The 20,420-nt window shown below is 62.6% G+C and carries 22 protein-coding genes and 1 riboswitch; of the genes, 10 read left to right on the forward strand and 12 right to left on the reverse strand.

All coding sequences use genetic code 11. From position 1 onward, the window contains the following. Nucleotides 1-5: 5 nt before the first annotated feature. Nucleotides 6-1,016 carry a diguanylate cyclase gene (locus ACSSVY_RS11975; protein WP_454269778.1) on the reverse strand — a complete coding sequence of 337 codons (1,011 nt, stop codon included), beginning with the start codon at nucleotides 1,014-1,016 and terminating at the stop codon, nucleotides 6-8. Further along, nucleotides 1,013-1,615: a heme NO-binding domain-containing protein gene (locus ACSSVY_RS11980; protein ID WP_454269779.1), complete on the reverse strand. Its 603-nt coding sequence runs from the start codon at nucleotides 1,613-1,615 to the stop codon at nucleotides 1,013-1,015. The genes ACSSVY_RS11975 and ACSSVY_RS11980 overlap by 4 nt, the downstream gene beginning before the upstream one ends. Nucleotides 1,616-1,742: 127 nt before the next feature. After that, a riboswitch (TPP riboswitch) is annotated at nucleotides 1,743-1,843 on the forward strand. Nucleotides 1,844-1,893: 50 nt separating this feature from the next. On the opposite strand from ACSSVY_RS11980, the gene ACSSVY_RS11985 reads away from it, so the two are divergent. The 5 genes from ACSSVY_RS11985 to ACSSVY_RS12005 all read left to right on the forward strand — a co-directional run bounded on the left by ACSSVY_RS11985 (nucleotide 1,894) and on the right by ACSSVY_RS12005 (nucleotide 6,138). Further along, nucleotides 1,894-2,619: an ABC transporter ATP-binding protein gene (locus tag ACSSVY_RS11985; protein ID WP_454269780.1), complete on the forward strand. Its 726-nt coding sequence runs from the start codon at nucleotides 1,894-1,896 to the stop codon at nucleotides 2,617-2,619. 12 nt (nucleotides 2,620-2,631) lie between these two features. Further along, a complete protein-coding gene (locus ACSSVY_RS11990; RefSeq protein ID WP_454269781.1) occupies nucleotides 2,632-3,288 on the forward strand; it encodes a TenA family protein in 657 nt (218 codons plus the stop codon). Next, nucleotides 3,285-4,028, forward strand: a complete 744-nt coding sequence (locus tag ACSSVY_RS11995; RefSeq protein WP_454269782.1) for an ABC transporter permease — start codon at nucleotides 3,285-3,287, stop codon at nucleotides 4,026-4,028. The genes ACSSVY_RS11990 and ACSSVY_RS11995 overlap by 4 nt, the downstream gene beginning before the upstream one ends. Nucleotides 4,029-4,151: 123 nt before the next feature. Continuing rightward, a complete protein-coding gene (locus ACSSVY_RS12000) occupies nucleotides 4,152-4,922 on the forward strand; it encodes an NYN domain-containing protein (RefSeq protein WP_454269783.1) in 771 nt (256 codons plus the stop codon). Between the two features lie 37 nt (nucleotides 4,923-4,959). Next, nucleotides 4,960-6,138: an IS5-like element ISRssp10 family transposase gene (locus ACSSVY_RS12005; RefSeq protein ID WP_008281741.1), complete on the forward strand. Its 1,179-nt coding sequence runs from the start codon at nucleotides 4,960-4,962 to the stop codon at nucleotides 6,136-6,138. A 268-nt stretch (nucleotides 6,139-6,406) separates the two neighbouring features. On the opposite strand, the gene ACSSVY_RS12010 is transcribed toward ACSSVY_RS12005, so the two are convergent. The 4 genes from ACSSVY_RS12010 to ACSSVY_RS12025 all read right to left on the reverse strand — a co-directional run bounded on the left by ACSSVY_RS12010 (nucleotide 6,407) and on the right by ACSSVY_RS12025 (nucleotide 9,927). Beyond that, nucleotides 6,407-7,969: a trimethylamine methyltransferase family protein gene (locus tag ACSSVY_RS12010; protein ID WP_454269784.1), complete on the reverse strand. Its 1,563-nt coding sequence runs from the start codon at nucleotides 7,967-7,969 to the stop codon at nucleotides 6,407-6,409. A gap of 100 nt (nucleotides 7,970-8,069) precedes the next feature. After that, nucleotides 8,070-8,957 carry a DMT family transporter gene (locus tag ACSSVY_RS12015; RefSeq protein WP_454269785.1) on the reverse strand — a complete coding sequence of 296 codons (888 nt, stop codon included), beginning with the start codon at nucleotides 8,955-8,957 and terminating at the stop codon, nucleotides 8,070-8,072. Next, a complete protein-coding gene (locus ACSSVY_RS12020; protein ID WP_454269786.1) occupies nucleotides 8,954-9,646 on the reverse strand; it encodes an HAD family hydrolase in 693 nt (230 codons plus the stop codon). Before ACSSVY_RS12020 ends, ACSSVY_RS12015 begins: the two co-directional genes overlap by 4 nt. Continuing rightward, nucleotides 9,643-9,927 (reverse strand): DUF3572 domain-containing protein, encoded by a 285-nt coding sequence (locus ACSSVY_RS12025; protein ID WP_454269787.1) that lies wholly within the window; start codon nucleotides 9,925-9,927, stop codon nucleotides 9,643-9,645. Before ACSSVY_RS12025 ends, ACSSVY_RS12020 begins: the two co-directional genes overlap by 4 nt. Before the next feature lie 86 nt (nucleotides 9,928-10,013). On the opposite strand from ACSSVY_RS12025, the gene ACSSVY_RS12030 reads away from it, so the two are divergent. Further along, entirely contained in the window at nucleotides 10,014-11,405 is a 1,392-nt protein-coding gene (locus ACSSVY_RS12030) for a diguanylate cyclase (RefSeq protein ID WP_454269788.1), read from the forward strand. On the opposite strand, the gene ACSSVY_RS12035 is transcribed toward ACSSVY_RS12030, so the two are convergent. After that, nucleotides 11,406-12,392: an AraC family transcriptional regulator gene (locus tag ACSSVY_RS12035; RefSeq protein ID WP_454269789.1), complete on the reverse strand. Its 987-nt coding sequence runs from the start codon at nucleotides 12,390-12,392 to the stop codon at nucleotides 11,406-11,408. 67 nt (nucleotides 12,393-12,459) lie between these two features. On the opposite strand from ACSSVY_RS12035, the gene ACSSVY_RS12040 reads away from it, so the two are divergent. The 4 genes from ACSSVY_RS12040 to ACSSVY_RS12055 all read left to right on the forward strand — a co-directional run bounded on the left by ACSSVY_RS12040 (nucleotide 12,460) and on the right by ACSSVY_RS12055 (nucleotide 15,343). Then, a complete protein-coding gene (locus ACSSVY_RS12040) occupies nucleotides 12,460-13,272 on the forward strand; it encodes a cysteine hydrolase (protein ID WP_454269790.1) in 813 nt (270 codons plus the stop codon). 138 nt (nucleotides 13,273-13,410) lie between these two features. Further along, nucleotides 13,411-14,286 (forward strand): S-methyl-5'-thioadenosine phosphorylase, encoded by an 876-nt coding sequence (locus ACSSVY_RS12045; RefSeq protein WP_454269791.1) that lies wholly within the window; start codon nucleotides 13,411-13,413, stop codon nucleotides 14,284-14,286. A 76-nt stretch (nucleotides 14,287-14,362) separates the two neighbouring features. After that, entirely contained in the window at nucleotides 14,363-14,743 is a 381-nt protein-coding gene (locus tag ACSSVY_RS12050) for a hypothetical protein (protein WP_454269792.1), read from the forward strand. A 60-nt stretch (nucleotides 14,744-14,803) separates the two neighbouring features. Next, nucleotides 14,804-15,343, forward strand: a complete 540-nt coding sequence (locus ACSSVY_RS12055; RefSeq protein ID WP_454269793.1) for an adenine phosphoribosyltransferase — start codon at nucleotides 14,804-14,806, stop codon at nucleotides 15,341-15,343. Between the two features lie 66 nt (nucleotides 15,344-15,409). Here ACSSVY_RS12055 and ACSSVY_RS12060 read toward each other — a convergent pair whose 3' ends face one another. The 5 genes from ACSSVY_RS12060 to ruvB all read right to left on the reverse strand — a co-directional run bounded on the left by ACSSVY_RS12060 (nucleotide 15,410) and on the right by ruvB (nucleotide 20,419). After that, nucleotides 15,410-16,432 (reverse strand): ABC transporter substrate-binding protein, encoded by a 1,023-nt coding sequence (locus tag ACSSVY_RS12060; protein WP_454269794.1) that lies wholly within the window; start codon nucleotides 16,430-16,432, stop codon nucleotides 15,410-15,412. Nucleotides 16,433-16,435: 3 nt separating this feature from the next. Further along, the gene (locus tag ACSSVY_RS12065; protein WP_454269795.1) at nucleotides 16,436-17,521 is read right to left on the reverse strand and encodes a LysM peptidoglycan-binding domain-containing protein; all 1,086 of its coding nucleotides are present in this window, start codon (nucleotides 17,519-17,521) and stop codon (nucleotides 16,436-16,438) included. A gap of 86 nt (nucleotides 17,522-17,607) precedes the next feature. Next, the gene (locus ACSSVY_RS12070) at nucleotides 17,608-18,252 is read right to left on the reverse strand and encodes a hypothetical protein (protein ID WP_454269796.1); all 645 of its coding nucleotides are present in this window, start codon (nucleotides 18,250-18,252) and stop codon (nucleotides 17,608-17,610) included. 183 nt (nucleotides 18,253-18,435) lie between these two features. Next, nucleotides 18,436-19,224, reverse strand: coding sequence for a hypothetical protein (locus ACSSVY_RS12075; protein ID WP_454269797.1), 789 nt, complete (start codon nucleotides 19,222-19,224; stop codon nucleotides 18,436-18,438). A gap of 160 nt (nucleotides 19,225-19,384) precedes the next feature. After that, complete coding sequence (gene ruvB, locus ACSSVY_RS12080; RefSeq protein WP_454269798.1) at nucleotides 19,385-20,419, reverse strand: Holliday junction branch migration DNA helicase RuvB; 1,035 nt, start codon at nucleotides 20,417-20,419, stop codon at nucleotides 19,385-19,387. Between the last annotated feature and the right edge of the window lies 1 nt (nucleotide 20,420).

Here is a 20,420-nt window from a genome sequence, read left to right on the forward strand (position 1 = left end):
CCGGCTCAGGCGAGGCCCGGCAGAGGGGGCGTGCGGCACGGTTGCGCGGCGTGGACGATCGCGCGTCCGCGGCCTGACGCCTTGACGGCATAGAGCGCCAGATCGGCGTCGGCCATCATCCGAACAGGCTCTGGTCTATCATAACCACAGCTCAACGTGACGCCGATACTGGCTGATATCCGGCACTCCTGAGCGTGAAAGACCACGGGCTCTTGCAGCCGGGCAATCATGCGCGTGGCTAGGTCTCTGGTCGGCGCGTGGTCTGTCATACCCAAGAGGAGAATGACGAATTCATCCCCGCCCACCCGCGCGATCAGGTCGTCGGCGCGCACTTCGGCCAAGAGCCTCTCTGCGACCACTTGCAACACGTGATCGCCCGCGGCATGGCCCAGTGTGTCATTGACCTGCTTGAAGAAATCGAGATCCAGATGCAGAAGTGCGAAATCCTGCTCGCTCTGCATCAGTCGATCAAGCACATGATCGAGCGCGCGCCGGTTCCTGAGACCGGTCAACGTGTCGGTGAAGGCCTGTTCTTCGGCAGCGATGCGCGCGCCCTGCAGCCGTAGATTCAGCTTGCGCGAGGCCTCCATTGCGGCGGATTTTGCCTCTATCAGATAGAGCATCTCGGTCGTGAGATCGGTCGCGGTGAAATCCGCGCCGGTGAGGCCAAAATCGCGCACGGCCTCCCCAACCGAAATCCCGAAGGAGAGGTTCACCACCGCGCCGCCGCCGGGCAGGGCCAGCAGCAAACCCTTGAGCGTGGTCCGTGGCGCGGCCCGCAGACGGAGCCGCAGACGCACGCCGTGACAGGCGCGCAGCTCCACCATATCGCGCGCTTTTTGCGGGCGGCAGAGGTCGATCAGGTCCAGAAACCGCACGCCGTGCATCGGACTATCTCCAAAGAGCTTGGCAAGGGTTGGCCCCGACCCCACCACATGCCCGGTTTCGTCCAGCACTGCATGCATCGGGCAAAAGCCCGTCAGAATCTGGCACAGCACCTGATCGCAATTCGTCATGGCGCAGCCCCTCCCGCCCCCAGAACAAAGGCGCGCCCATCGGCAAACCCCTCGTCCAGAAGCCGAATTTCGAGGATCTCGCAGGCCCCGCCCTCGCCCTGATGCTCGACCACCGCGAGCGCGCCGTAATCATCCGCCATCGCCCGCAAGAGCCCGACCATAACTGGCCCGAAACGCAGCCCATCCCCTTCTGGACAACCGACATGCAGGCGGTAGAGCCCACCGCCCTGATCAAGCAGTTCCAAGGCGGGCAAGTCGAGGTCGGAAACCGCAAGGCGCGCGCGCTCGGGCAGGTCATCGAGCGAATGCAGGAAATCGACAAAATCCACACCGCTGAACCGCAGCAAGCGGCGCAACGCCTCGGTCGCCGGATTGGAGACCAGATAGGTGCCGATATCCTCGAGCAGATCATCGCTCCCGCGCGCAAGCCGCGTACCTACCGCCGCAAGCACCCGTGCGGTCACCTGCGGCTCATAGATCATCATCGATTCAAATTCGGTCAGGCCCAGATCCAATCGCCGGACCGTGTCAATCCACACATCGCGCCCATAGGTATCCCTGACAAATCTCTCGATGGCGCGGTTGACCAGCCCGTGCATGACACTCTCCCCTCAGATGGCGCCAGCCTGACAGCCAAGTCCTAACAAGCGCTGAACATCTAAAATGCAGGGTATATTCCCTACGCCACCCCAGACTTGCCAACCGCAAGACGCATTGCTAAACCTGACATATCCGTTGGGGTGCCCACTTGGGGCTGAGAGGCGAAGAGCCAACCCATCGAACCTGATCCGGCTTGCACCGGCGGAGGGAACGGAGACCGCGCAGCCTTGCGCCCTTCTTCCCCTTAGCCTGCGGCCCAAGTTTGAAGAGGCCGCGCATGACCGCACCGCCCAGTCTGACCCTCGATGGCAGCGCCCGGATTGGGGCGGTGCCGGTCTTTGGACCGCTGCGGCTAACCCTGAAGGCCGGGCGCATAACCTGTCTGCTCGGACCGTCCGGCGTGGGCAAGACGACGCTCTTGCGCTTGATTGCCGGGCTGGACGAGGTGACGGAGTTTGCCGGGACAATCACCGCCTCGGACGGTCTGCCGCTTCCGGGGCGCATGGCGCTGATGGCGCAGGGTGAAATGCTGATGCCCTGGCTTGATGTGCTGGGCAATGTGACGCTTGGGGCGCGGCTGCGCGGCAGACCGCGCGACAGTCTGCGTGCGCGCGAGATGCTGGCGCGCGTGGGTCTGGCGGATCATGCCGACAAGCGGCCCCATGCGCTCTCGGGCGGGCAGAAACAGCGCGTGGCGCTGGCCCGCACGCTGATGGAGGATCGGCCCATCGTCCTCCTCGACGAACCGTTTTCGGCGCTGGATGCGCGCACCCGCGCGCAGATGCAGGATCTCACGGCCACGCATCTGACGGAGCGCACCGTGCTGATGGTCACGCATGACCCGGCCGAGGCCGCGCGCATGGGACACGCCATCCATATCCTGACCGAGACCGGGCTGGAGGATGTGACGCCGCCCTCTGCTCCGGTGCCGCGCGCGGTGGATGACCCCGAAACCCTCGCCGCACAGGGCCGCCTCTTGGCCCGCCTGCGTGCGCCCGCCTGAGAGGACCCCGCCTTGCGCCCCACCGACCAACTCAAATCCCTTGTGGCGACCGATTGGCAGGCCGCCACCCGGCACGCATTTACCGACCAGCTTGCGGCGGGCACGCTGCCCGAGGCGCTGATGCTCGCCTATTTGCAACAGGATTACCTCTTTATCGAGGATTTCGTGCGGCTCTTGGCCTCTGCCATCGCCCATGCGCCCAGCCTGCCCGATGCCATCCCGGCGGCGCAGTTTCTGGGGCTGATTTCAGGACCGGAGAATACCTATTTCCTGCGAGCGATTGACGCTTTGGGCGGCACAACAGAACCGCCCGCCGCGCCCCACCCGGTGACAGCCGAATTTCAGGCGCTGATGCGCGCGGCGGCAAGATCAGGGCGCTATGCGCAGATGATCGCGGTGCTGAGCGTCGCCGAATGGACCTATCTGGACTGGGCCAGCCCGCATGCAGAGCGTGCCGAACACCTGCCGTTCTGGTTCGGGGAATGGATCACCCTGCACAGCGGGCCGGGGTTCGAGGGCGTCGTCACCTATCTGCGGGATCAGCTTGATCAGGTCTGGCCCACGCTCTCGCCCGAGGATCAAGCCGCCGCGCAATCCGCCTTTGTCACCGCCACGCAACTGGAGCGCGCCTTTTTTGACGCGGCCCTCGCCGGATACCCGACCGCATGAGCCGCCTCATCACCATCGCCACCTCGACAGCCCTCGCGCTGGTGCTCTGGCAGGCGCTGGTGACGCTGGCGGCATTGCCGCCCTTTATTCTGCCGGGGCCGCTGCGCGTGGCCGAAACCCTCTGGGCCAGCCGGGCGCTGATTGCCCATCATGCGACCATCACCGCCGCAGAGGTGCTGCTTGGCTTGGCCTTGGGTGCCATACTCGGCGGTCTCTCGGCGATTGGCCTTGCCTCCTCGCCTATGGCGCGGCGCCTGATCCGCCCGATGATGGTATTTTCCCAAGCGATCCCGGTCTTTGCCCTCGCGCCGATCCTCACGCTCTGGCTGGGCTATGGGCTCTGGTCCAAGGTCGCGATGGCGCTCTTGATCATCTATTTCCCGGTCACTTCGGCGTTTTTCGACGCGCTGATGCGCACACCGCCGCAGTGGCTCGACCTTGCGCGGGTCATGGGGGCCAGCCGCCGCCGCCTCATGTGGTACATTCGCGTGCCAGCGGCCCTGCCCGGTTTCGCCTCCGGCCTGCGTCTGGCAGCGGTCTATGCCCCCATCGGGGCCATTATCGGCGAATGGGTGGGGGCGTCCAAGGGCTTGGGCTACCTCATGCTTCTGGCCAATGGCCGCGCCAAGATTGATCTGATGTTCGCCGCCCTGATCGTGCTGGCGATCCTGACGCTTTGCCTTCATGCCGGGGTGGACCGGGGGTGTAGAAGGTGGCTGGATGGCAGGGCGGCGGGCTGAGCTTTTTCTTGGACAAATACTCCTACCCGCTACTGCCCCGCAGTCACGCACCTGACGTGCGCGCCATAAAAAAGATCGTCTGCCGTCCCAATTCCATCCATATTCACGTTCTAAGCTGCAGGCATGAGCACATTGCCCCCGACCCGCCTTACGGTGCCGTTGCGCCTCTCGGTCTTTGTCGACGCCGAGAATATCCCTGTGACGCATGCTCAGACCATCCTTGATCTGGCCCACCGCCACGGTGCCCCTGACCTGCTGCGCGCCTATGGCAATCTCGGCCTTCTGCCTGATTGGGACAAGGTCGCCGGCTTTCAGTTCATCCATTCCGGCAGCGGCAAGAACGCCACCGACATGCTGATTTGCGTTGACGCGATGGAGCGCGCGCTCTCGGATCAATGTGCGGCAGTTCTCTTGGTCAGTTCCGATCAGGATTTCACCCATCTCGCCACCCGCTTGCGGGGCTATGGTCTCACCGTAATCGGGGCGGGAGAGGCCAAGACATCAGAGCGGTTTCGGGCGGCGTGTTCAGAGTTTAAAGTGCTTGCGTTCAATCCGACAATTTCCAGGCCGGTCTCACAAACAAAGTCAGAAGCCGCAAAGCCATTGATGGCAGACCCCGTGACAGAATTCGATCAGAAAATCCGCAATCTGATCCGGTCCAACGGCAAGGACGCAACCGGGCTCGAAGTCAATGTGCTATCTGGGCTTATGTTCAAGGCACATAACTTGAAGATCGGCACGACGCCTGAGAAGACGTGGCGCGCTTACTTTGTAAAACGCCCAACGCTCTACGCGCTTGACCCTAAGGGGCCGAATGCGAAGGTCCGCTATAGACCCGAAGCCTTTAGCAGGCTGCTGAAAAAGTCGGCCCTCGACGCGGTTATGAGAACATGATTCACTTCCGGCATGGCAGCGGCAGCAGGAGGTGGCGATGCGTGGGACGGACGAGGCAAGCGGGTCGCTGTTCAGCTATGTTGATCTTGAGCAGCGGGTTCCGGATCGTCATCCGCTGCGGTTGATCCGTCGGGTCGTCAATGACGCGCTGGCCAGCCTGGATGCCGAGTTCGCCGCGCTCTACACCGATTTTGGCCGCCCCTCCATCGCGCCGGAGCGACTGATCCGTGCGAGCCTTCTTCAGCTCCTGTTCTCGATCCGCTCGGAACGGCAGCTGATGGAACAGATGAACTATAACCTGCTGTTTCGGTGGTTCGTCGGCCTTGGCATCGACGATCCGGTCTGGGTTCCTACGGTGTTTACCAAGAACCGCGATCGGCTGCTGACGACCGACATGTCGCGCAAGCTGATGGCGGCGATCCTGGCGCACCCGGAGGTCCGTCCGCTCCTCTCGGATGAACACTTCTCGGTAGACGGCACTTTGGTCAAGGCGTGGGCGTCCATGAAGAGCTTTCAGCCCAGGAACAGCGCGCCGCCACCGCATGACGATGATCCTGGCGGACCGCCACCACCGGCCGACGCGACCTTCGCAAACACCGAACCGCAGCCCCAGCAGACAGAAACGCAGCCGATGCCCGACACGCCCCGCCATATCCGCAACGCCGCAGTGAACTTCCGGGGCCAGAAGCGCTCGAACGCAACCCACATCTCTGTGACGGACCCCGATGCCCGTCTCTACAAGAAAGCACCGGGTGCCGCGGCGACATTGTGCTTCATGGGACATACGCTGATGGAGAACCGCAACGGGCTGATCGTGCAGGCCGATTTGACCCATGCCGATGGTTACGGCGAGCGCAAGGCGGCCCTCGAGATGATCAACCGACACTCCCCTGGCTCGACCCGGCGCCTGACGCTTGGAGCAGACAAGGGATATGACAGCGCCAACTTTGTTGCCGCACTCAGGCGCATGGTTGTGACGCCACATGTCGCGCAGAAGGCCCGGAGTTCCGCAATCGACGGGCGAACCACCCAGCATCCCGGTTATGCCTTGTCACAGCGGCGCCGGAAGAAGATCGAGGAACCCTTCGGCTGGGCCAAGACCGTGGGCGGCATGGCCCAGACTGTTCATCGCGGCCTCGACAGGGTCCGCGCCCAATTCACAATGACCATGGCAGCCTGCAATCTGGCCAGACTACCGAAACTCCTTGCCCCCTGACGAAGGGGTCAAACCCGACCCGGCGTCCGCAGTCGCAAAGAGCCACCTTCAAACCGTGGGGGAAGAATAACGTCCTTCAAGGCTGACTTCTTCAGCAGCCTGTTAGGACTGCATCCGCCTGAAACACTTCGGTTTCCATCATGGAAGGTCACCCCTTTTGCTTTGGGACTCAAAGTGGACCAGTATAGCCCTCAATCAACAAGCCTCTCACGCACCGCAGCGACACCGACGTCATACCGACAAGAGACCGACGCCGCGTTCAACACCCTCAGAAATCCGTCGGTGCCCCGCCCTCGGCCTTGCGCCGGGCCACGAAATCCGCCAGTTCCTCGCGCACCGCATCCTCCATCGGGGGCGGCTCAAAGCCCGCGATGATGTCTTGGAACACCTGATGCGCACGCGCGGGCGTCCAGACGGCGCCTGCCGCCTCCCATGCCTCATAGTTTCGCCAATCGCTGAGGAAGGGCTGATAGAAGGCCGTGGTATAGCGGTCCTGTGTGTGCTGGATGCCAAAGAAATGCCCTTTGTCGCCGACCTCCCGGATCGCCTCAAATGCGATTTCGTCGGGTCCGGTGGCCCAGAGCATCGGGTCCATATAGCGTTGGATTTGCTGCAGGATTTCGCAATCCATGATGAATTTCTCAGGGCTGGCGATCAATCCGCCCTCAAGCCATCCGGCGGCGTGATAGACCATATGCGCCCCCGCCTGCACCGCGGACCAGAGGCTGTTGGAGGTCTCCCACATCGCCTGTCCGTCGGGCACATTGGCGGCACAGACGCCAGACGCGCGCATCGGCAGCTTGTAGAACCGCGCCAATTGCCCGGTCATCTGGGTGGCGCGCATGTATTCCGGCGTGCCAAAGGCCGGTGCGCCGGATTTCATGTCAACATTCGAGGTAAAGGTGCCAATGGCACAGGGCGCGCCGGGGCGGATGAGCTGCGCCAGAACCACCGCACAGAGCGCCTCGGCAATGGATTGCGCCACCGCGCCCGACATCGTTACGGGAGCCATGGCGCCAGCCAGAGTGAAGGGTGTGACCACAAGCCCCTGCCCCCGCCGTGCCAGACGCATCCAACCATCGAGCATCGGGTAGTCGTGTTTCAAGGGCGAGGTCGAGTTGATGTTGGTATACATGCGGGGCGTCGCCTCGAATTCCTCGTGGCTGAGGCCGCCCGCGATCCGCACCATCTCCATCACGTCCTCGACCCGCTCTGCGCCCAGGCTATAGGCATGCATCGCCTTGTCGGTCAGCGTCAGCTTGTCGTAGAGCACGTCGAGATGCCGGACGCTGGCGTGAATGTCCTGCGGCTCCACCGGATAGCCGCCCGCGAAATGGATGCAGTTGAAATACTGCGTCAGTTTCAACAGGTTCTGGCACATCTCGCGGGTGCCCGAGACCTTGCGTCCGATCTTCATATCCCAGTAACTCGGCGGTGAGGATACGTTGCCGAAGTTGAGGTGATTGCCGCCGATGGTGATCACGCGGTCCGGGTTGCGCGGTGTGATGGTCCAGCTTTCCGGTGCCTTGCCAATCATCTCCATGACGAAATCGCGGCCCATCCGGACGTTTTCGCCGTTGATCTCGCAACCTCCCGAGGCGCGTAGAATTTCGACTGCTTCCGGGTTGAGGAACTCTATTCCTATCTCTTCAAGAATGCGCATCGCGCCATCATGAATTGCCAGCACCCCCGCATCGGTCAGCGGCTCGGTCGGGCGGTCGCGGTTGATGGGCGGGTTCCACGGCATCTGTTCGATGACCGCGCTGCCGCGCCGGGCCACCCCGCCTGCGCGCCCACCGCTGCGTGTCCTGCGTTTGAGATCTTCGGCCATCTGATGCCCCTCCGGTGCTCGTTTGACCTCACGAAACACCGCGCAAGGCTGCGTCACATGCCGCTTTGCGACTTATGCTGTCGTTTTTGTTTTTTGCGCATCACGTTTGCTGCGCCATGCGCCGCCGCCCGGTCTGCCAGAGGTAGATCGCCAGCGTGACCACCACGATCACACCCCCCGCCAGCATCATGGGTGTCGGCCCCTCGCCCGTGCCCAGCCAGACCCAGAGCGGTCCCAGCACCGTTTCAAGAAGGAGCAACAGGCTCACATTCGAGGCATGGGTGTAGCGTGAGGCAAGCGACAGCGAAAAGAACGACACCGGCAGGATCACGAGGCCGCAGATCGCAATCGCCCAGACCTCGCCCTGCAGCATCATTGCAGGCCCGGTCACGATCACACCGGAGGTGCCTGCCAGCACCGCGCCCAACCCGATCACCAAGAGGATCGGGATTTGTGGCTGTGCCCGGAGGATCACGAAATTGAGCGCCAGCACCATCGCCACGCCCAATCCTGCGAGCGCCCCCCAGAGCGCGGCGCGGTCCAGCGTCACATCGCCATGCCCGCCGCCAAAGACAGCGAGCGCGATGCCCGCCATGACGACGACAATGGTGATCCATGTGGCGGTGCGCGTCGGCTCTCCGATGATGAGCCGGGCAAAGAGGGCCGCGAACACCGGCACGGTCGCCACGGCACAGAGCACGACAGCGACCGGCGCATTGGCGATGCCAAGGCTGAAGAGCGTCGCATTGGCATATTGGCAGACCACGATGCCAATCCCGTAACCGCTCACCAGAACGCCCAGGTCACGCAACCGGTGCTTGGACGTCAGACCCCAGAGGATCAGGAAGACCAGCCCCATCAGCAAGCCGCGCCAGCCGACCATCTGATAGCCGCCCATGCCCGACCAACGCATGAAAAGCGCATCGGGCGTGAGCATCAGCGCGCCGAACGTCGCCAGCGCCAGCCCGAACAGGGGGTGTTGCCTCATGCGGTCAGCCAAGCCGGGATATGGCCGATGTCGGGCAACACGATATCGGCGAGCGTTTCCAGATCGGCGCGGCTTGCCGTGCCGGTCAGCACGCCCACGCATTGCATCCCCGCCGCGCGCCCCGCCATCAGGTCATGGGTGCTGTCACCCACCATGACGACGCGGGCAGGGTCCAAGCCCATAGCGCGAGAAAAGGCCAAGAGCGGCCCCGGCGCGGGCTTGGCCCCATAACCGGAATCAAACCCGGCAATGAAATCGAAATGCGCCAGCACACCTGCCGCAGTCAAATGCGCGCGCGCGCCGTATTCGGTGTCATTGGTCATCACCCCAAGCCGGAGTCCCCGCGCCGAGAGCCCCTCAAGATAAGGGGCCAGCGGCACCGCCGAGGCCAGGGGGGCGGTGGCCGCACTCAGCCTCAGATGATCCTCGATCTCGTCAATCGTGCGGTCTGGCAGGGCGCGGCCCAGACATTCGGCGGCTTGCCGGTTGGTGCACGCGATGATTGGGCTGGTGGGGCGAAACCGCCGCGCCCCCAAGTCGTAATGTGCCTCATGGGCGATCCGCTCCATGACAGCGGGATCGCCCGTTGCAAGATCGGAGATCACCCCATGCGCCCAGACGCTCCAGGTGGCGTGGAAATCAAACAAGGTGCCGTCCTTGTCGAAGAGGACGCCATCAGCGCGGCTCATGTCCAGCTCATCTGCGCGCCGCCCGGCAGCGCCGCGCGCGCCATCATCGGCGTCTCGTATTTCAACCCCTGCGCATCGCAGAAGCCAACAACCCAGGCGTCATCCATCATCAGGAAATCCAGCACTGCGCCCAAAAACTCCGGCTCTGTTGCGCGAGCCCGAATATCGTCCTGCGAGGCCCCCGTCGCCCCCAGAAACACAGGCAACAGATCGTCCTGACCAGCCAGCCAGCTGAGAGCCTGCAACGCGATTGTTTCGGCGGTTTCCTGCTGCATCGTCATCCCGGTTAATTTCTGGAAAGGTTTTCTTAACCTCTGCCATGGATAGTGAACCAATCGTAAAGGGCAAGAGCAAAGGCGCTACGTCCATGTCAGGTAGAATTCTGATCGTCGACGATCTTGCGACAAATCGGATCGAGTTGAACGTCAGGCTTTGCGCTGCGCATTATGAGGTTTTACAGGCTTCTTCGGCCAAAGAGGGCATGACGTTTGCGGTCCGGGACCGTCCTGATCTCATCCTCGCCAATGCCCGTCTTGCCGATGTCACGGCGGCAGAGTTCGTGACCGCGCTGCGCCGCTCCGACGCGGTGCGGGGCATTCCGCTCATGCTATTGCAACCCGGCATCTGTCAGACGGAACGCCGTGCCGCACTCTGTGCCGGGGCGGATGACATTCTGATAAAACCGGTGTCCGAGGCGTTGCTTTTGGCACGATTGCGCAACCTCTTGCGGCAACATCACAGCGAATTGGAGCTCAGCGGCCAGATTGGCACCGCACAGGCCTTTGGATTTGCCGAGGCGCATGCCGGTTTCGATCTTCCAGGACGCATTGGCATCATCTCAAGATCACGCACCGAGGCACTTGCCCTGCAAAGCTGTCTCGCAGGGCGCTCGATCCACGGCACCAGCATAATCGACATGGATCACGCGCCGCCCCTTTCAGGGATGCAGTCGTCTGCCGATATTTACTTGCTGCGCATCGCCGCTGTCGACTCAGAAGAAGGGTTACGCCTGTTGGCGGAATTGAAGACGGCGCAACGCACCCGTTGCAGCCCGGTTATCGCCCTCTTGGATGCCGAGACAGACTCCCTTGCAGTGACGCTGTTGGATATGGGGGCGGATGACGTCATCAATGGCCAGTCGGATCACGAAGAACTGATCCTGCGCATCTCCACGCAACTGCGGCGCAAGCGGCGTGCAGAACGGCTTCGGGCGGCGTTACGCGATGGGCTAAAGGCGGCGATGATTGACCCGCTCACAGGCGCGCACAACCGCCGGTTCGCCATACCCTTCCTGCAACGGTTGATAGAAACGAGCCAGAGCACCGGCGAGAGCTTTGCCGTGATGGTCGCCGATCTCGACTTTTTCAAACAGGTCAATGACCGATACGGTCATGCGGCAGGCGACCGGGTGCTCTGCGAAGTGACGCGCCATCTTCGGGCGCATCTGCGCGAGGGCGACATGCTCGCCCGTATTGGCGGCGAGGAGTTTCTGATCGTGGTGCCTGCAACCACCCGCCTGCGCGCCCAACACACCGCCGACCGGCTCTGCGCCATGATCGCTCAGACCCCGATCACCCTCTCGGGGCACAAAGCTACGCTGCATGTGACCGTGTCGATTGGTGTCACAATGGCCAATCCCTCCCCTCGCCGGGCCGCTCCGCCCGTCGGGCAACTGCTGGAAGAGGCGGATCGCGCGCTCTATGCGGCCAAGGCACAGGGCCGAAACACGGTCACCTTCTGCGCCCGGTCCGCCGCCTGATCACCTGTCCTGTCCCAGCCGAAAGGCGCGCGGCGACTGCCCCCATGCCTCGACAAAGGCACGGGTAAAGGCGCTGCGGCTGGCGAATCCCACCATCTGCGCCACCCGCTTGACCGGCACACGTTGATCGACCAAGAGCTGTGCGGCCCGCGCCAGACGCAGCGCCCGGAGAAACCCCATCGGACCCTGTCCATAGGTCGCCTGAAACCGCTCGGCAAAGCGCGACCGGCTCATGCCCGCCGCCTCGGCGAGGCTCTCGAGCGCATGGGGGGCGCCGGGATCTTCGAGCATCGCACAGAGCGCCCGCCACAGCCCCGGATCGGCCAGCGCGCCCAGCCAGAGCACCGCCGGATCGCCCGCCTCGAGCCGTCCGCGCAGCATCTCGATCACGCATTGCAAGAGCAGCACCCGCACCATGGCCCGGCCACCGGGGCGCTCTTGCGTGACCTCGCTCATCAGCGTCTCCATCGCGCGGGCCGCGCCCGGCGTCGTCGTCAGATCAAGGGTCAGTGGCGCGCGCATCAGATCAATCAGACCATGTGTGCCGCGCAAGCCCAGATGCAGCCGCGCACAAAGCACCACCATCGTGCCCTCGCCCTCGCCTCGTGCGACATGTTCTTCGAGATCGAGCCCGGCAGGTCGACACTCGGGCAGGCCTGTCGCCCCCGTGCCATTATGACTGAGCGAATGGCGCGCACAGGACGGCACCAGCACCATCCGCCCCGGAGCAAGGAGAATCGCGGCGTGATCCTGAAGGCTCAGATGCCCCTCGCCGCTCAGGACATAATGCAGTGTCGCCCCCGGAACCCGCCCCAACCCAAGGCTGCACATCCCCTCCAACGCACAGAGCGCGAAGGGTTCGGGCTGAATATCCAGCTCGCTCAGGATGCGGTCATGGGCCGCTGTCATGTGCTCAGGGACAGGCATAGACAAATAGTGCCACGCCTCGGCGGTATTGGCACGAAAATAAGATACGACGCCCCGCATTCGGGACGCAAAGGCACATTGACCCTGTCACAGTCAAGGCACTCACACATCACTCAGGAGAGAGACCATGTGCAATTGCCCCGATCACAACCACGATAAGACCCTCACCCGCCGTCAGGCGCTGACCGGCACCGTGGCCCTTGCCGCCGCCGCAACCGGCCTTGCCGCCACCGGCGCTCAGGCGCAGGACAATCCCTACGCGGAGCCTGCAGAACCGGCGCTGCCGCCCAGCGACATGAAAATCGACCTCGCCCGTGTCGCCCTTGTGGTTACCGACCCGCAAAACGATTTTCTCAGCCCCAATGGCGTCACTTGGGGCGTCGTTGGCGCCAGTGTCGAGCGCAACAACACCGTCGCCAATATCGAGAGCCTGTTCAAGGCGGCCAAGGCGGCGGGCATTACGGTCGCGGTGTCGCCGCATTACTACTACCCCACCGATCATGGCTGGAAATTCGAAGGCGCGCTCGAAAAGCTGATGCACAAGATCGGCATGTTCGACCGCAAGGACCCACTGTCGCTTGAAGGCTTCGAAGGCTCGGGTGCCGATTTCCTCGATCTCTACAAACCCTATATCAATGACGGCAAAACCATCGTCACCTCGCCTCATAAACTCTACGGGCCAGAGCATAACGACCTTGCCCTGCAACTGCGCAAACAAGGCGTCGATCAGGTGATCCTCGCCGGCATGTCCGCCAATCTCTGCACCGAGAGCCATATGCGCGAATTGCTGGAACAGGGATTCGAGGTCGCGGTGATCAAGGATGCCACCGCCGCCGCCATGCTGCCGGAAGGGGATGGTTATCTCGCCGCCCTGATCAACTTCCGCTACATGGCCAACGCCGTCTGGAGCACCGAAGAGGTCGTGGCGATGCTGGGCTAACGCCCGCTGCCATAGCGCCTGCTTGCCGGGGATGACAGGCAGGCACGCCCGCGCGGATCACGGACCGCGCGGGCATTTTCATTTGCCGCGAACCGTCGTAACCATGACCCCAAGAGGCATCAGACAGGACAGCAGCACATGACACAGACCATGATCGGGGTGATCGGCGGTTCCGGGCTCTACGAGATTGACGGGCTGCAAGGGGCTGAATGGCGCACGGTGGAAACCCCTTGGGGCGCGCCCTCGGATGCGATCCTCACCGGCACGCTCGACGGGGTGCCGATTGCCTTTCTGCCCCGTCACGGGCGCGGTCATGTGCATAGCCCCTCTTCCGTCCCCTACCGTGCCAATATCGACGCGCTCAAACGTCTGGGTGTCACGGATGTGATCTCTGTCTCGGCCTGCGGCTCGTTCCGCGAAGATATGGCACCGGGCGATTTCGTCCTTGTCGATCAATATATCGACCGCACCTTTGCGCGCGAGAAATCCTTTTTCGGCCCCGGCTGCGTGGCCCATGTCAGCGTGGCGCATCCCACCTGTCCCCGCCTCTCAGAGGCTTGTGCGGCAGCAGCGGAAGCGGCGGGCATCCCCGTGCATCGCGGCGGCACCTATCTTGCCATGGAAGGCCCACAATTCTCGACGCTGGCCGAGTCGAAGCTCTACCGCACCGTCTGGGGCTGCGACGTGATCGGCATGACCGGCATGCCCGAGGCCAAACTCGCCCGCGAGGCGGAACTCTGCTATGCCTGCGTCGCCATGATCACCGATTACGATAGCTGGCATCCGGATCACGGCGCTGTCGATATCACCGCCATCATCGCCACCCTCACCGGCAATGCCGAGAAGGGGCGCAACATGGTCCGCCGCCTGCCCGCCCTTCTGGGGGCCGACCGCGCGCCTTGCCCGCATGGCTGCGACCGTGCGCTCGATTATGCGCTGCTGACCGCCCCCGAGAAACGCGACCCGGCGCTGATGGCGCGGCTCGATGCGGTGGCGGGGCGGGTGCTGGGCTGATCGCACCTGCTCAACTCTTCGCGCGCGGGCTGTCACACCACTGGACGCCCGCGCGCGCCGCGCCCACAACAGGCGCATGAGCCATTTCATCGACAAACTCACCAATCAACAGTGGCGCTACGCCATGGGGCGCCGGTTCGAGGCGCTCACCGATGAGATATTTCAGGTCATCCGCTGGGTTCTGGTGGTGGGCTTTGCCAGCTATCTGGCGCGCACCAATCATCAGCCGATCATCCTCGCGATCTATTGGATCCTCTCGGCGCTGCTCTTTGGCTATATCGCCTCGCGCTTTCTCTTGCGGCCCGAGATTGCCTTTCTTGGTAACCCTGAGGGGCGGCTGGCGCGGCTGGCCCAATCCGCGCTCAATTTCCTCCTCTGCATCGTGGTCTTTGGCCTCACCCTCTGGGCCATCGGCACCCTGACCGAGGTCATCGCCCAGTATCGCACCACGCACTGAGCGCTTGCGCCCACGCGCGCCCTGCGCCACAACCCTGCCGCAGCCAGCCGGAGCCACACCATGCCACCGATTAAAACCGTCCGCGACTATATCCGCACCATCGTCGATTTCCCGCATGAGGGTATTCTCTTTCGCGATGTGACCACGCTCTTTGCCGATCCGCGCGGCTTTCGCATGGCCATCGACCAGATGCTGCATCCCTATGCAGGCCAGCCGATCGACAAGGTGGCAGGGCTTGAGGCGCGCGGCTTCATCCTCGGCGGTGCCATCGCGCACCAATTGTCCGTGGGTTTCGTGCCGATCCGCAAAAAGGGCAAACTGCCCGGCGCGGTGATCTCAGAGGAGTATCAGCTCGAATATGGCGAGGCGGTGGTCGAAATCCATGATGACGCCATCCAGCCCGGCGAGCGCGTGCTCTTGGTCGATGACCTGTTGGCCACGGGCGGCACGGCGGCGGCGGGCATTCGGCTCCTCGAACGGCTGGGCGGGATCATCACCGGCTGCGCCTTTGTCGTCGATCTGCCCGACTTGGGCGGCCACAAGCGGCTGACCGACATGGGCATGGAGGTCCATACGCTCTGCACCTTCGAAGGCCTCTGACCCCGCCTTTCATCGGTCTGCAAATACTCAAATCGCCCCACCAGCCAAGAGACACAGCGCATCCGGCTATTTCAGCGCCTCCCAAAAGAGCGCCAGATGCCGCTGGACAATCTCGCCATAGCGCCCGCTCTCGCGCAGCTTGGCCAGTCCCGCATTGAGCCGGTAGAGATGCGTCGTGCCGCGCCAATGGGTCTTGGAAATCACCGCATGGAGCGCCTCACGCGAGAGCGGTTGATCCACCGGCACCACCTGCCCGCGCAGGCCCATGGCCACGATTTTGGCCGCGCCCTCGAACACATCGAGGCTGACGGCATCGACCGCCCCCGCCATCAAGAGCGCAAAGCATTCCTCGGGGCTGCCGGGCTGGGTCAGGCTGATCTTGCCTTCCGCCAGCCACCGCCGGTCCGCCCGGTCAAGATCATGGGTAAAGCGCCCCGCCGGACGGCAGAGCCGCTTGCCCAGAATATCGGCATCCTCGGAATAGCGAAAATCGCTGTCGGCGCGCCGGAACAGCATCACCGGCAAATCCATCACGGGCTCGGAAAAATGAAACGCGGTGCAGAGCGTTGCATCCGGCGTCAGGTTGCAATCGGGCTTGATCCAAGGAAAGCCCATATCATAGCGCGTCTGCCCCAAAAGCGGCTCCGGAGTCTGGCTGCGCTCCGGCTCCCACACGATTTCATAGGGCACGGGCGAGGGGCTCAGTTCCAGCGCGGCATTGACCAATTCCGTGACCATGCCCCCACCCGGCCAGTCCTGATCAACAAAGGGCGCATCCCCCCCGGCGGTGAGCAAGGTCAATTCCGCGCCGCGCTGCAAGAGCGGCGTGGCGTCCGGCTCCGGGTTCTGCGCCGGACAGGGAATATAGACCTCGCTCCCTGCCACCAGCGCCTGACCCTGCCCTGCCAGCCCGGCCTGATTGGCGTAATAGATCAGCGCCCATTGCTCGGCATCCTCGTAATGCACAGTGGCAATCGAGGCCAGCGTATCGCCCGGCTGCACGCGATATGTCACATCGCAGAGCGCCTGCGCGCCGCCCGGCAGTATCAGGCCCAACGCCAGAACCCAGCCTGCACCCCAGTCCTGCATCCCTCAGAGCCCCGCCCAGACGCGGGTCATATGGGCCTCAATGATCTGTTGATAGGTGCCGTTGGTCCGGATTTCTTCCAGACCTCTGTTGAACACGGCAAGCAGCGCTTGGCCATCGGGATGCGATTTATGCACGACCATATGGGCACCATCGACCGAGATCGGCTGACCATCGGCCACCATGACGCGGTCCTCCAGCCCCAAGTCCTTGACCTTGCGCCGACCCTGAAACTCGTTGAGGACCACACCGTCAACCGTCCCCTCCACCAGCATGCTCAGGCAGGCCTCCGCCGTTGCCGGTGTCGTGAGCGTGATCACTCCCGCCCGCAACCAGTTGCGCCCCTGATGTTCGAAGAGGGCAGTATCAAGGCCAGCAGGCTGACACAGCGTCTTGCCCTGAAAATCCGCCGCTGAGTGAAAGGCGATGGGGCGCGTTCTGTCCACAAAGAGCAGGATCAGCACCTCGAACATCGGGTCAGAGAACAGCAGGTTGACACAGCCGTAGACCTCTGGGGCCGCGGTGCAATCCGGCTTGGGCCAGGGAAAACCAATATCGAGGAGCCGATTGGACAGGAGGGGGTCCTGATGCGCGGACCAGTCATCTATCCAGTGGATGGCAAAGCCCTGCGCGGGCTGTGCCGCCTCCATCGCCGCGCGCACGACCTCTGTCAGCATACCCCCTTCAGGCAGGGACTTGTCGGCAAAGGGCCACAGATCGCTGCCAGTGAGAATAGTGATCCTGTCCTGCCCGGACGCCATGTCGGGGGCGACCGCCCAAGCCGCAGAGGTTGCTTTTTGGGGCTTTGCCGTCACAAAGGTCGATGCGTCCAATCCGACGGGCAGGCCATTGATACAGCGCAGGTGCAATCGCATCCCGGCCCGGACCGTGTTGGGGTCATTGCCGATCTTATCCAGATTGGCCGATTGGATCACCGTCCACTTGCCCGCATCCTGATAGTAGCGTTCTGCGATCATCGACAGCGTTTCGCCGGTCTGGACCACATAGCTGCCCCCGCAGCCCTGCGCCTCTGCCTGCCCGCCCAACGCTCCGGCGACCAGCAACACAGCCCCACAAATAGCGCTTCTCATACAAACTTCCCCAGATAATGGGGGTACTAAGGCTATTCTGGCAGATTCGGTCAAGACGTTTCCACCCGGCTGCCGCCTTTGCAGGCTCAGTGCGCGCCCGCGTGACCAATCCGCGCCGCCAGCCGCAGCGCATGGCTTGCGTCCTGACTGACCGGCGGCAAAACTGGATCATACCCGGCCCGGATCAGCGCCCCAATCTCGGGGCGCAGCACCACAGCGCCACCCGGCAGCGTAGCCAGCGTCGAGCGGTCCTGAAACGCCCGGTCCGACCACACCAGCATGCTCTGCACAATCTGGCTCAGCGCCAATGTCTCGGCGGGCACCGCACTCAGATGCGCGTCCATGCGCAGGAACACAAAGCAGGCCCGAATGGCCCCCGCCGGATCAAAGCGGAAAATCCGGTATTGATTGGCCTCCGCCACCTCCAGCTTTGCCACCAGCGGGCCAAGATCCGGGATCAGCCGATCCAGCCCCGGAACCTCCGGCAATTCCTGCCAGTCGCGAAAGAAAAAGAGCATGAGGTTCGCGCCCAGCTCCGGGTCGGTTTCGGCCATCTGATGCCCGGCCAAAGCCACAACCGCCTCGAGCGCGCCCTTGACCACGCTCAGGGTCGCGTCATCCGTGCCGAACACCACCGGCACAATGGGCCGCCCCCAGCGGGCAAAGAGAAATTCCCCATCCGCACGGGTAAATAGCGCCGCAATCTCGTCAGGTGTCAGGGTGTCGCTCATGCCAAGCCCCTGCAATCCAGGCACACCTTGCCTTTCATCGTTCTGAAAACACTCAACTCCGACATCACCAACCGCGCCTTACCCCTCGAAGAGATCACTCTGCCCTTTCGGCCCCGGTGCAAGACCTACGGCACAATCACCTCGTCTCTCGTGTAGTCGATGGTCATCAGTCAGACGACTCTATCATTTCAATTTTTCCTCCGAGAGGGAAATGGCAATTTCTGCAGTTTCGGAAATAAGAACTGCCCTACGTGGTTGCGTCCAGACAAATTCATCCGGGAATTCAATCGGCACCTCGTCGATGAACTCCTGAATGATCGACTGCGCGTTCAAAATGAGATTACGCAGGTTTCTCTTGGCGAAAGGGCCAATCTCGATCCGAAAATTTCCAGAACTCGGATAGGCCGTAAGCTGACATGTCGGATTGGGAACGGCGTCAAGCGTAGAACACTCCACATGGGCAAAAATCTTCTCATCATCCATCAGAAGGTAGTTTCTCGGCAATTTTGCAGAGCTTCGATCATAACCGGAAAAGCAATGTTCAATTTCTTCGGGCACAATACTGACGGATACGTACTTTCGATCCTTGGAAAAGGTAAGGCTTCGCAGCAACACAGCTTGATCCAGTTGCGTGCAGTACGATGTTGCCTGTTCATATTGCGGCAGAATTTTATTCCTTAAAGGAATGGGAAAATCTCTTATAGGAGGGAGTATATTCTGGAGCATTTCCAGATCTGAAATCTGTTGGCCACCAGCGCGAGAAACGTATGCATAGGCGGAATATTTACAGGGAAGGTCGGAATAGTTTTGCAGACAATTTTTCAACAGTACCCCTGCAGGGCGCTGTATCCGATACTGAAAATCTGAGTCCCTGTCCGATAGATCTACGCCTTGGGCAAGCCCCAAGTGCGTGTACGAGATAATCATGAAAACGGTTACACTCAAAAAACGCACCAAGGTCCGATTAGCCATTTTGATGCGCCTCAATTGATCGCTCGAGTGTCATAAGTCTCTTCATGAATACCTCGCTCTCACGAAAAACGGCACCACGTTCATTACCAAGCAACTTTCCCCGACCGCCAATCCCCCGCGCCGCGATGCACCGTCCCCATGTCTCCGCTCTCCCCGGACATCATTTGCCACTCTCGAATAGATCACTCTGCCCTTTCGGCCCCGGTGCGGCCAGCCCCAGATGCGCCCAGCCGCCCTGCGCCAGCATCCGCCCGCGCGGGGTGCGTTGGATCAGGCCCTGTTGCAGGAGAAACGGCTCGATCACCTCTTCCAGCGCATCGCGGCTCTCACTCAGCGCCGCACTGATGGTCTCGATCCCCACCGGCCCGCCCTGATAGGCCTCGGCAATCAGGCGCAGATAGCGCCGGTCGGCACCATCGAGCCCCAGATGATCCACCCCCAGCCGGGTGAGCGAACTGTCCGCCAGCGCACGGCTGATCACGCCACCGCCCTCAACCACCGCGAAATCCACCACCCGGCGCAGCAAACGCCCGGCAATGCGCGGCGTGCCGCGCGCACGGCGGGCAATCTCGCGTGCGCCGTCGGTATCGGTGGGGATGTTCAAGAGCTTTGCGTTGCGCGTCACGATCTCGTGCAACTCGTCGATCTCGTAGAATTGCAGCCGCGTGGGAATACCGAAGCGGTCGCGCAACGGCGTGGTCAAGAGGCCCAACCGCGTCGTCGCCCCCACCAGCGTGAAGGGCTGCAACTCGATCCGCACGGTGCGCGCCGCCGGCCCCTCGCCGATCACCAGATCAAGCTCGAAATCCTCCATCGCCGGATAGAGCACCTCTTCCACCGCCGGGTTGAGGCGATGGATTTCGTCAATAAAGAGCACATCATTGCGCTCCAGATTGGTGAGGATCGCCGCGAGGTCCCCGGCCTTGGCCAGCACCGGACCAGAGGTCATGCGAAACCCCACCCCCAATTCCCGCGCCATGATCTGCGCCAGCGTCGTCTTGCCCAGACCGGGGGGGCCGTGAAAGAGCGTGTGATCCATCGCATCACCGCGTTGCCGGGCGGATTGGATAAAGACCGCCAGATTGGCCCGCGCTTCCTTTTGGCCGATGAACTCCGACAGCGCCTGTGGCCGCAGGCTCCGGTCCTGATCCTCGGGCAAGGCCGCGCCGCGCAATGTCGGGTCTGGTTCAGCCATG

It is taken from the genome of Roseovarius sp. MBR-51 (genome assembly GCF_053628575.1).

Coding starts and splice junctions, on each gene's coding strand:
- ACSSVY_RS12065 (WP_454269795.1), bottom strand. CDS start 17,521: ATGAGAAGCGCTATTTGTGGGGCTGTGTTGCTGGTCGCCGGAGCGTTG.
- ACSSVY_RS11975 (WP_454269778.1), bottom strand. CDS start 1,016: ATGACGAATTGCGATCAGGTGCTGTGCCAGATTCTGACGGGCTTTTGC.
- ACSSVY_RS11985 (WP_454269780.1), top strand. CDS start 1,894: ATGACCGCACCGCCCAGTCTGACCCTCGATGGCAGCGCCCGGATTGGG.
- ACSSVY_RS12060 (WP_454269794.1), bottom strand. CDS start 16,432: ATGCAGGACTGGGGTGCAGGCTGGGTTCTGGCGTTGGGCCTGATACTG.
- ACSSVY_RS12050 (WP_454269792.1), top strand. CDS start 14,363: ATGAGCCATTTCATCGACAAACTCACCAATCAACAGTGGCGCTACGCC.
- ACSSVY_RS12040 (WP_454269790.1), top strand. CDS start 12,460: ATGTGCAATTGCCCCGATCACAACCACGATAAGACCCTCACCCGCCGT.
- ACSSVY_RS12035 (WP_454269789.1), bottom strand. CDS start 12,392: ATGCGGGGCGTCGTATCTTATTTTCGTGCCAATACCGCCGAGGCGTGG.
- ACSSVY_RS12075 (WP_454269797.1), bottom strand. CDS start 19,224: ATGGCTAATCGGACCTTGGTGCGTTTTTTGAGTGTAACCGTTTTCATG.
- ACSSVY_RS12015 (WP_454269785.1), bottom strand. CDS start 8,957: ATGAGGCAACACCCCCTGTTCGGGCTGGCGCTGGCGACGTTCGGCGCG.
- ACSSVY_RS11995 (WP_454269782.1), top strand. CDS start 3,285: ATGAGCCGCCTCATCACCATCGCCACCTCGACAGCCCTCGCGCTGGTG.
- ACSSVY_RS12025 (WP_454269787.1), bottom strand. CDS start 9,927: ATGACGATGCAGCAGGAAACCGCCGAAACAATCGCGTTGCAGGCTCTC.
- ACSSVY_RS12070 (WP_454269796.1), bottom strand. CDS start 18,252: ATGAGCGACACCCTGACACCTGACGAGATTGCGGCGCTATTTACCCGT.
- ACSSVY_RS12000 (WP_454269783.1), top strand. CDS start 4,152: ATGAGCACATTGCCCCCGACCCGCCTTACGGTGCCGTTGCGCCTCTCG.
- ACSSVY_RS12045 (WP_454269791.1), top strand. CDS start 13,411: ATGACACAGACCATGATCGGGGTGATCGGCGGTTCCGGGCTCTACGAG.
- ACSSVY_RS12030 (WP_454269788.1), top strand. CDS start 10,014: ATGTCAGGTAGAATTCTGATCGTCGACGATCTTGCGACAAATCGGATC.
- ACSSVY_RS12020 (WP_454269786.1), bottom strand. CDS start 9,646: ATGAGCCGCGCTGATGGCGTCCTCTTCGACAAGGACGGCACCTTGTTT.
- ACSSVY_RS12055 (WP_454269793.1), top strand. CDS start 14,804: ATGCCACCGATTAAAACCGTCCGCGACTATATCCGCACCATCGTCGAT.
- ruvB (WP_454269798.1), bottom strand. CDS start 20,419: ATGGCTGAACCAGACCCGACATTGCGCGGCGCGGCCTTGCCCGAGGAT.
- ACSSVY_RS12010 (WP_454269784.1), bottom strand. CDS start 7,969: ATGGCCGAAGATCTCAAACGCAGGACACGCAGCGGTGGGCGCGCAGGC.
- ACSSVY_RS11980 (WP_454269779.1), bottom strand. CDS start 1,615: ATGCACGGGCTGGTCAACCGCGCCATCGAGAGATTTGTCAGGGATACC.
- ACSSVY_RS12005 (WP_008281741.1), top strand. CDS start 4,960: ATGCGTGGGACGGACGAGGCAAGCGGGTCGCTGTTCAGCTATGTTGAT.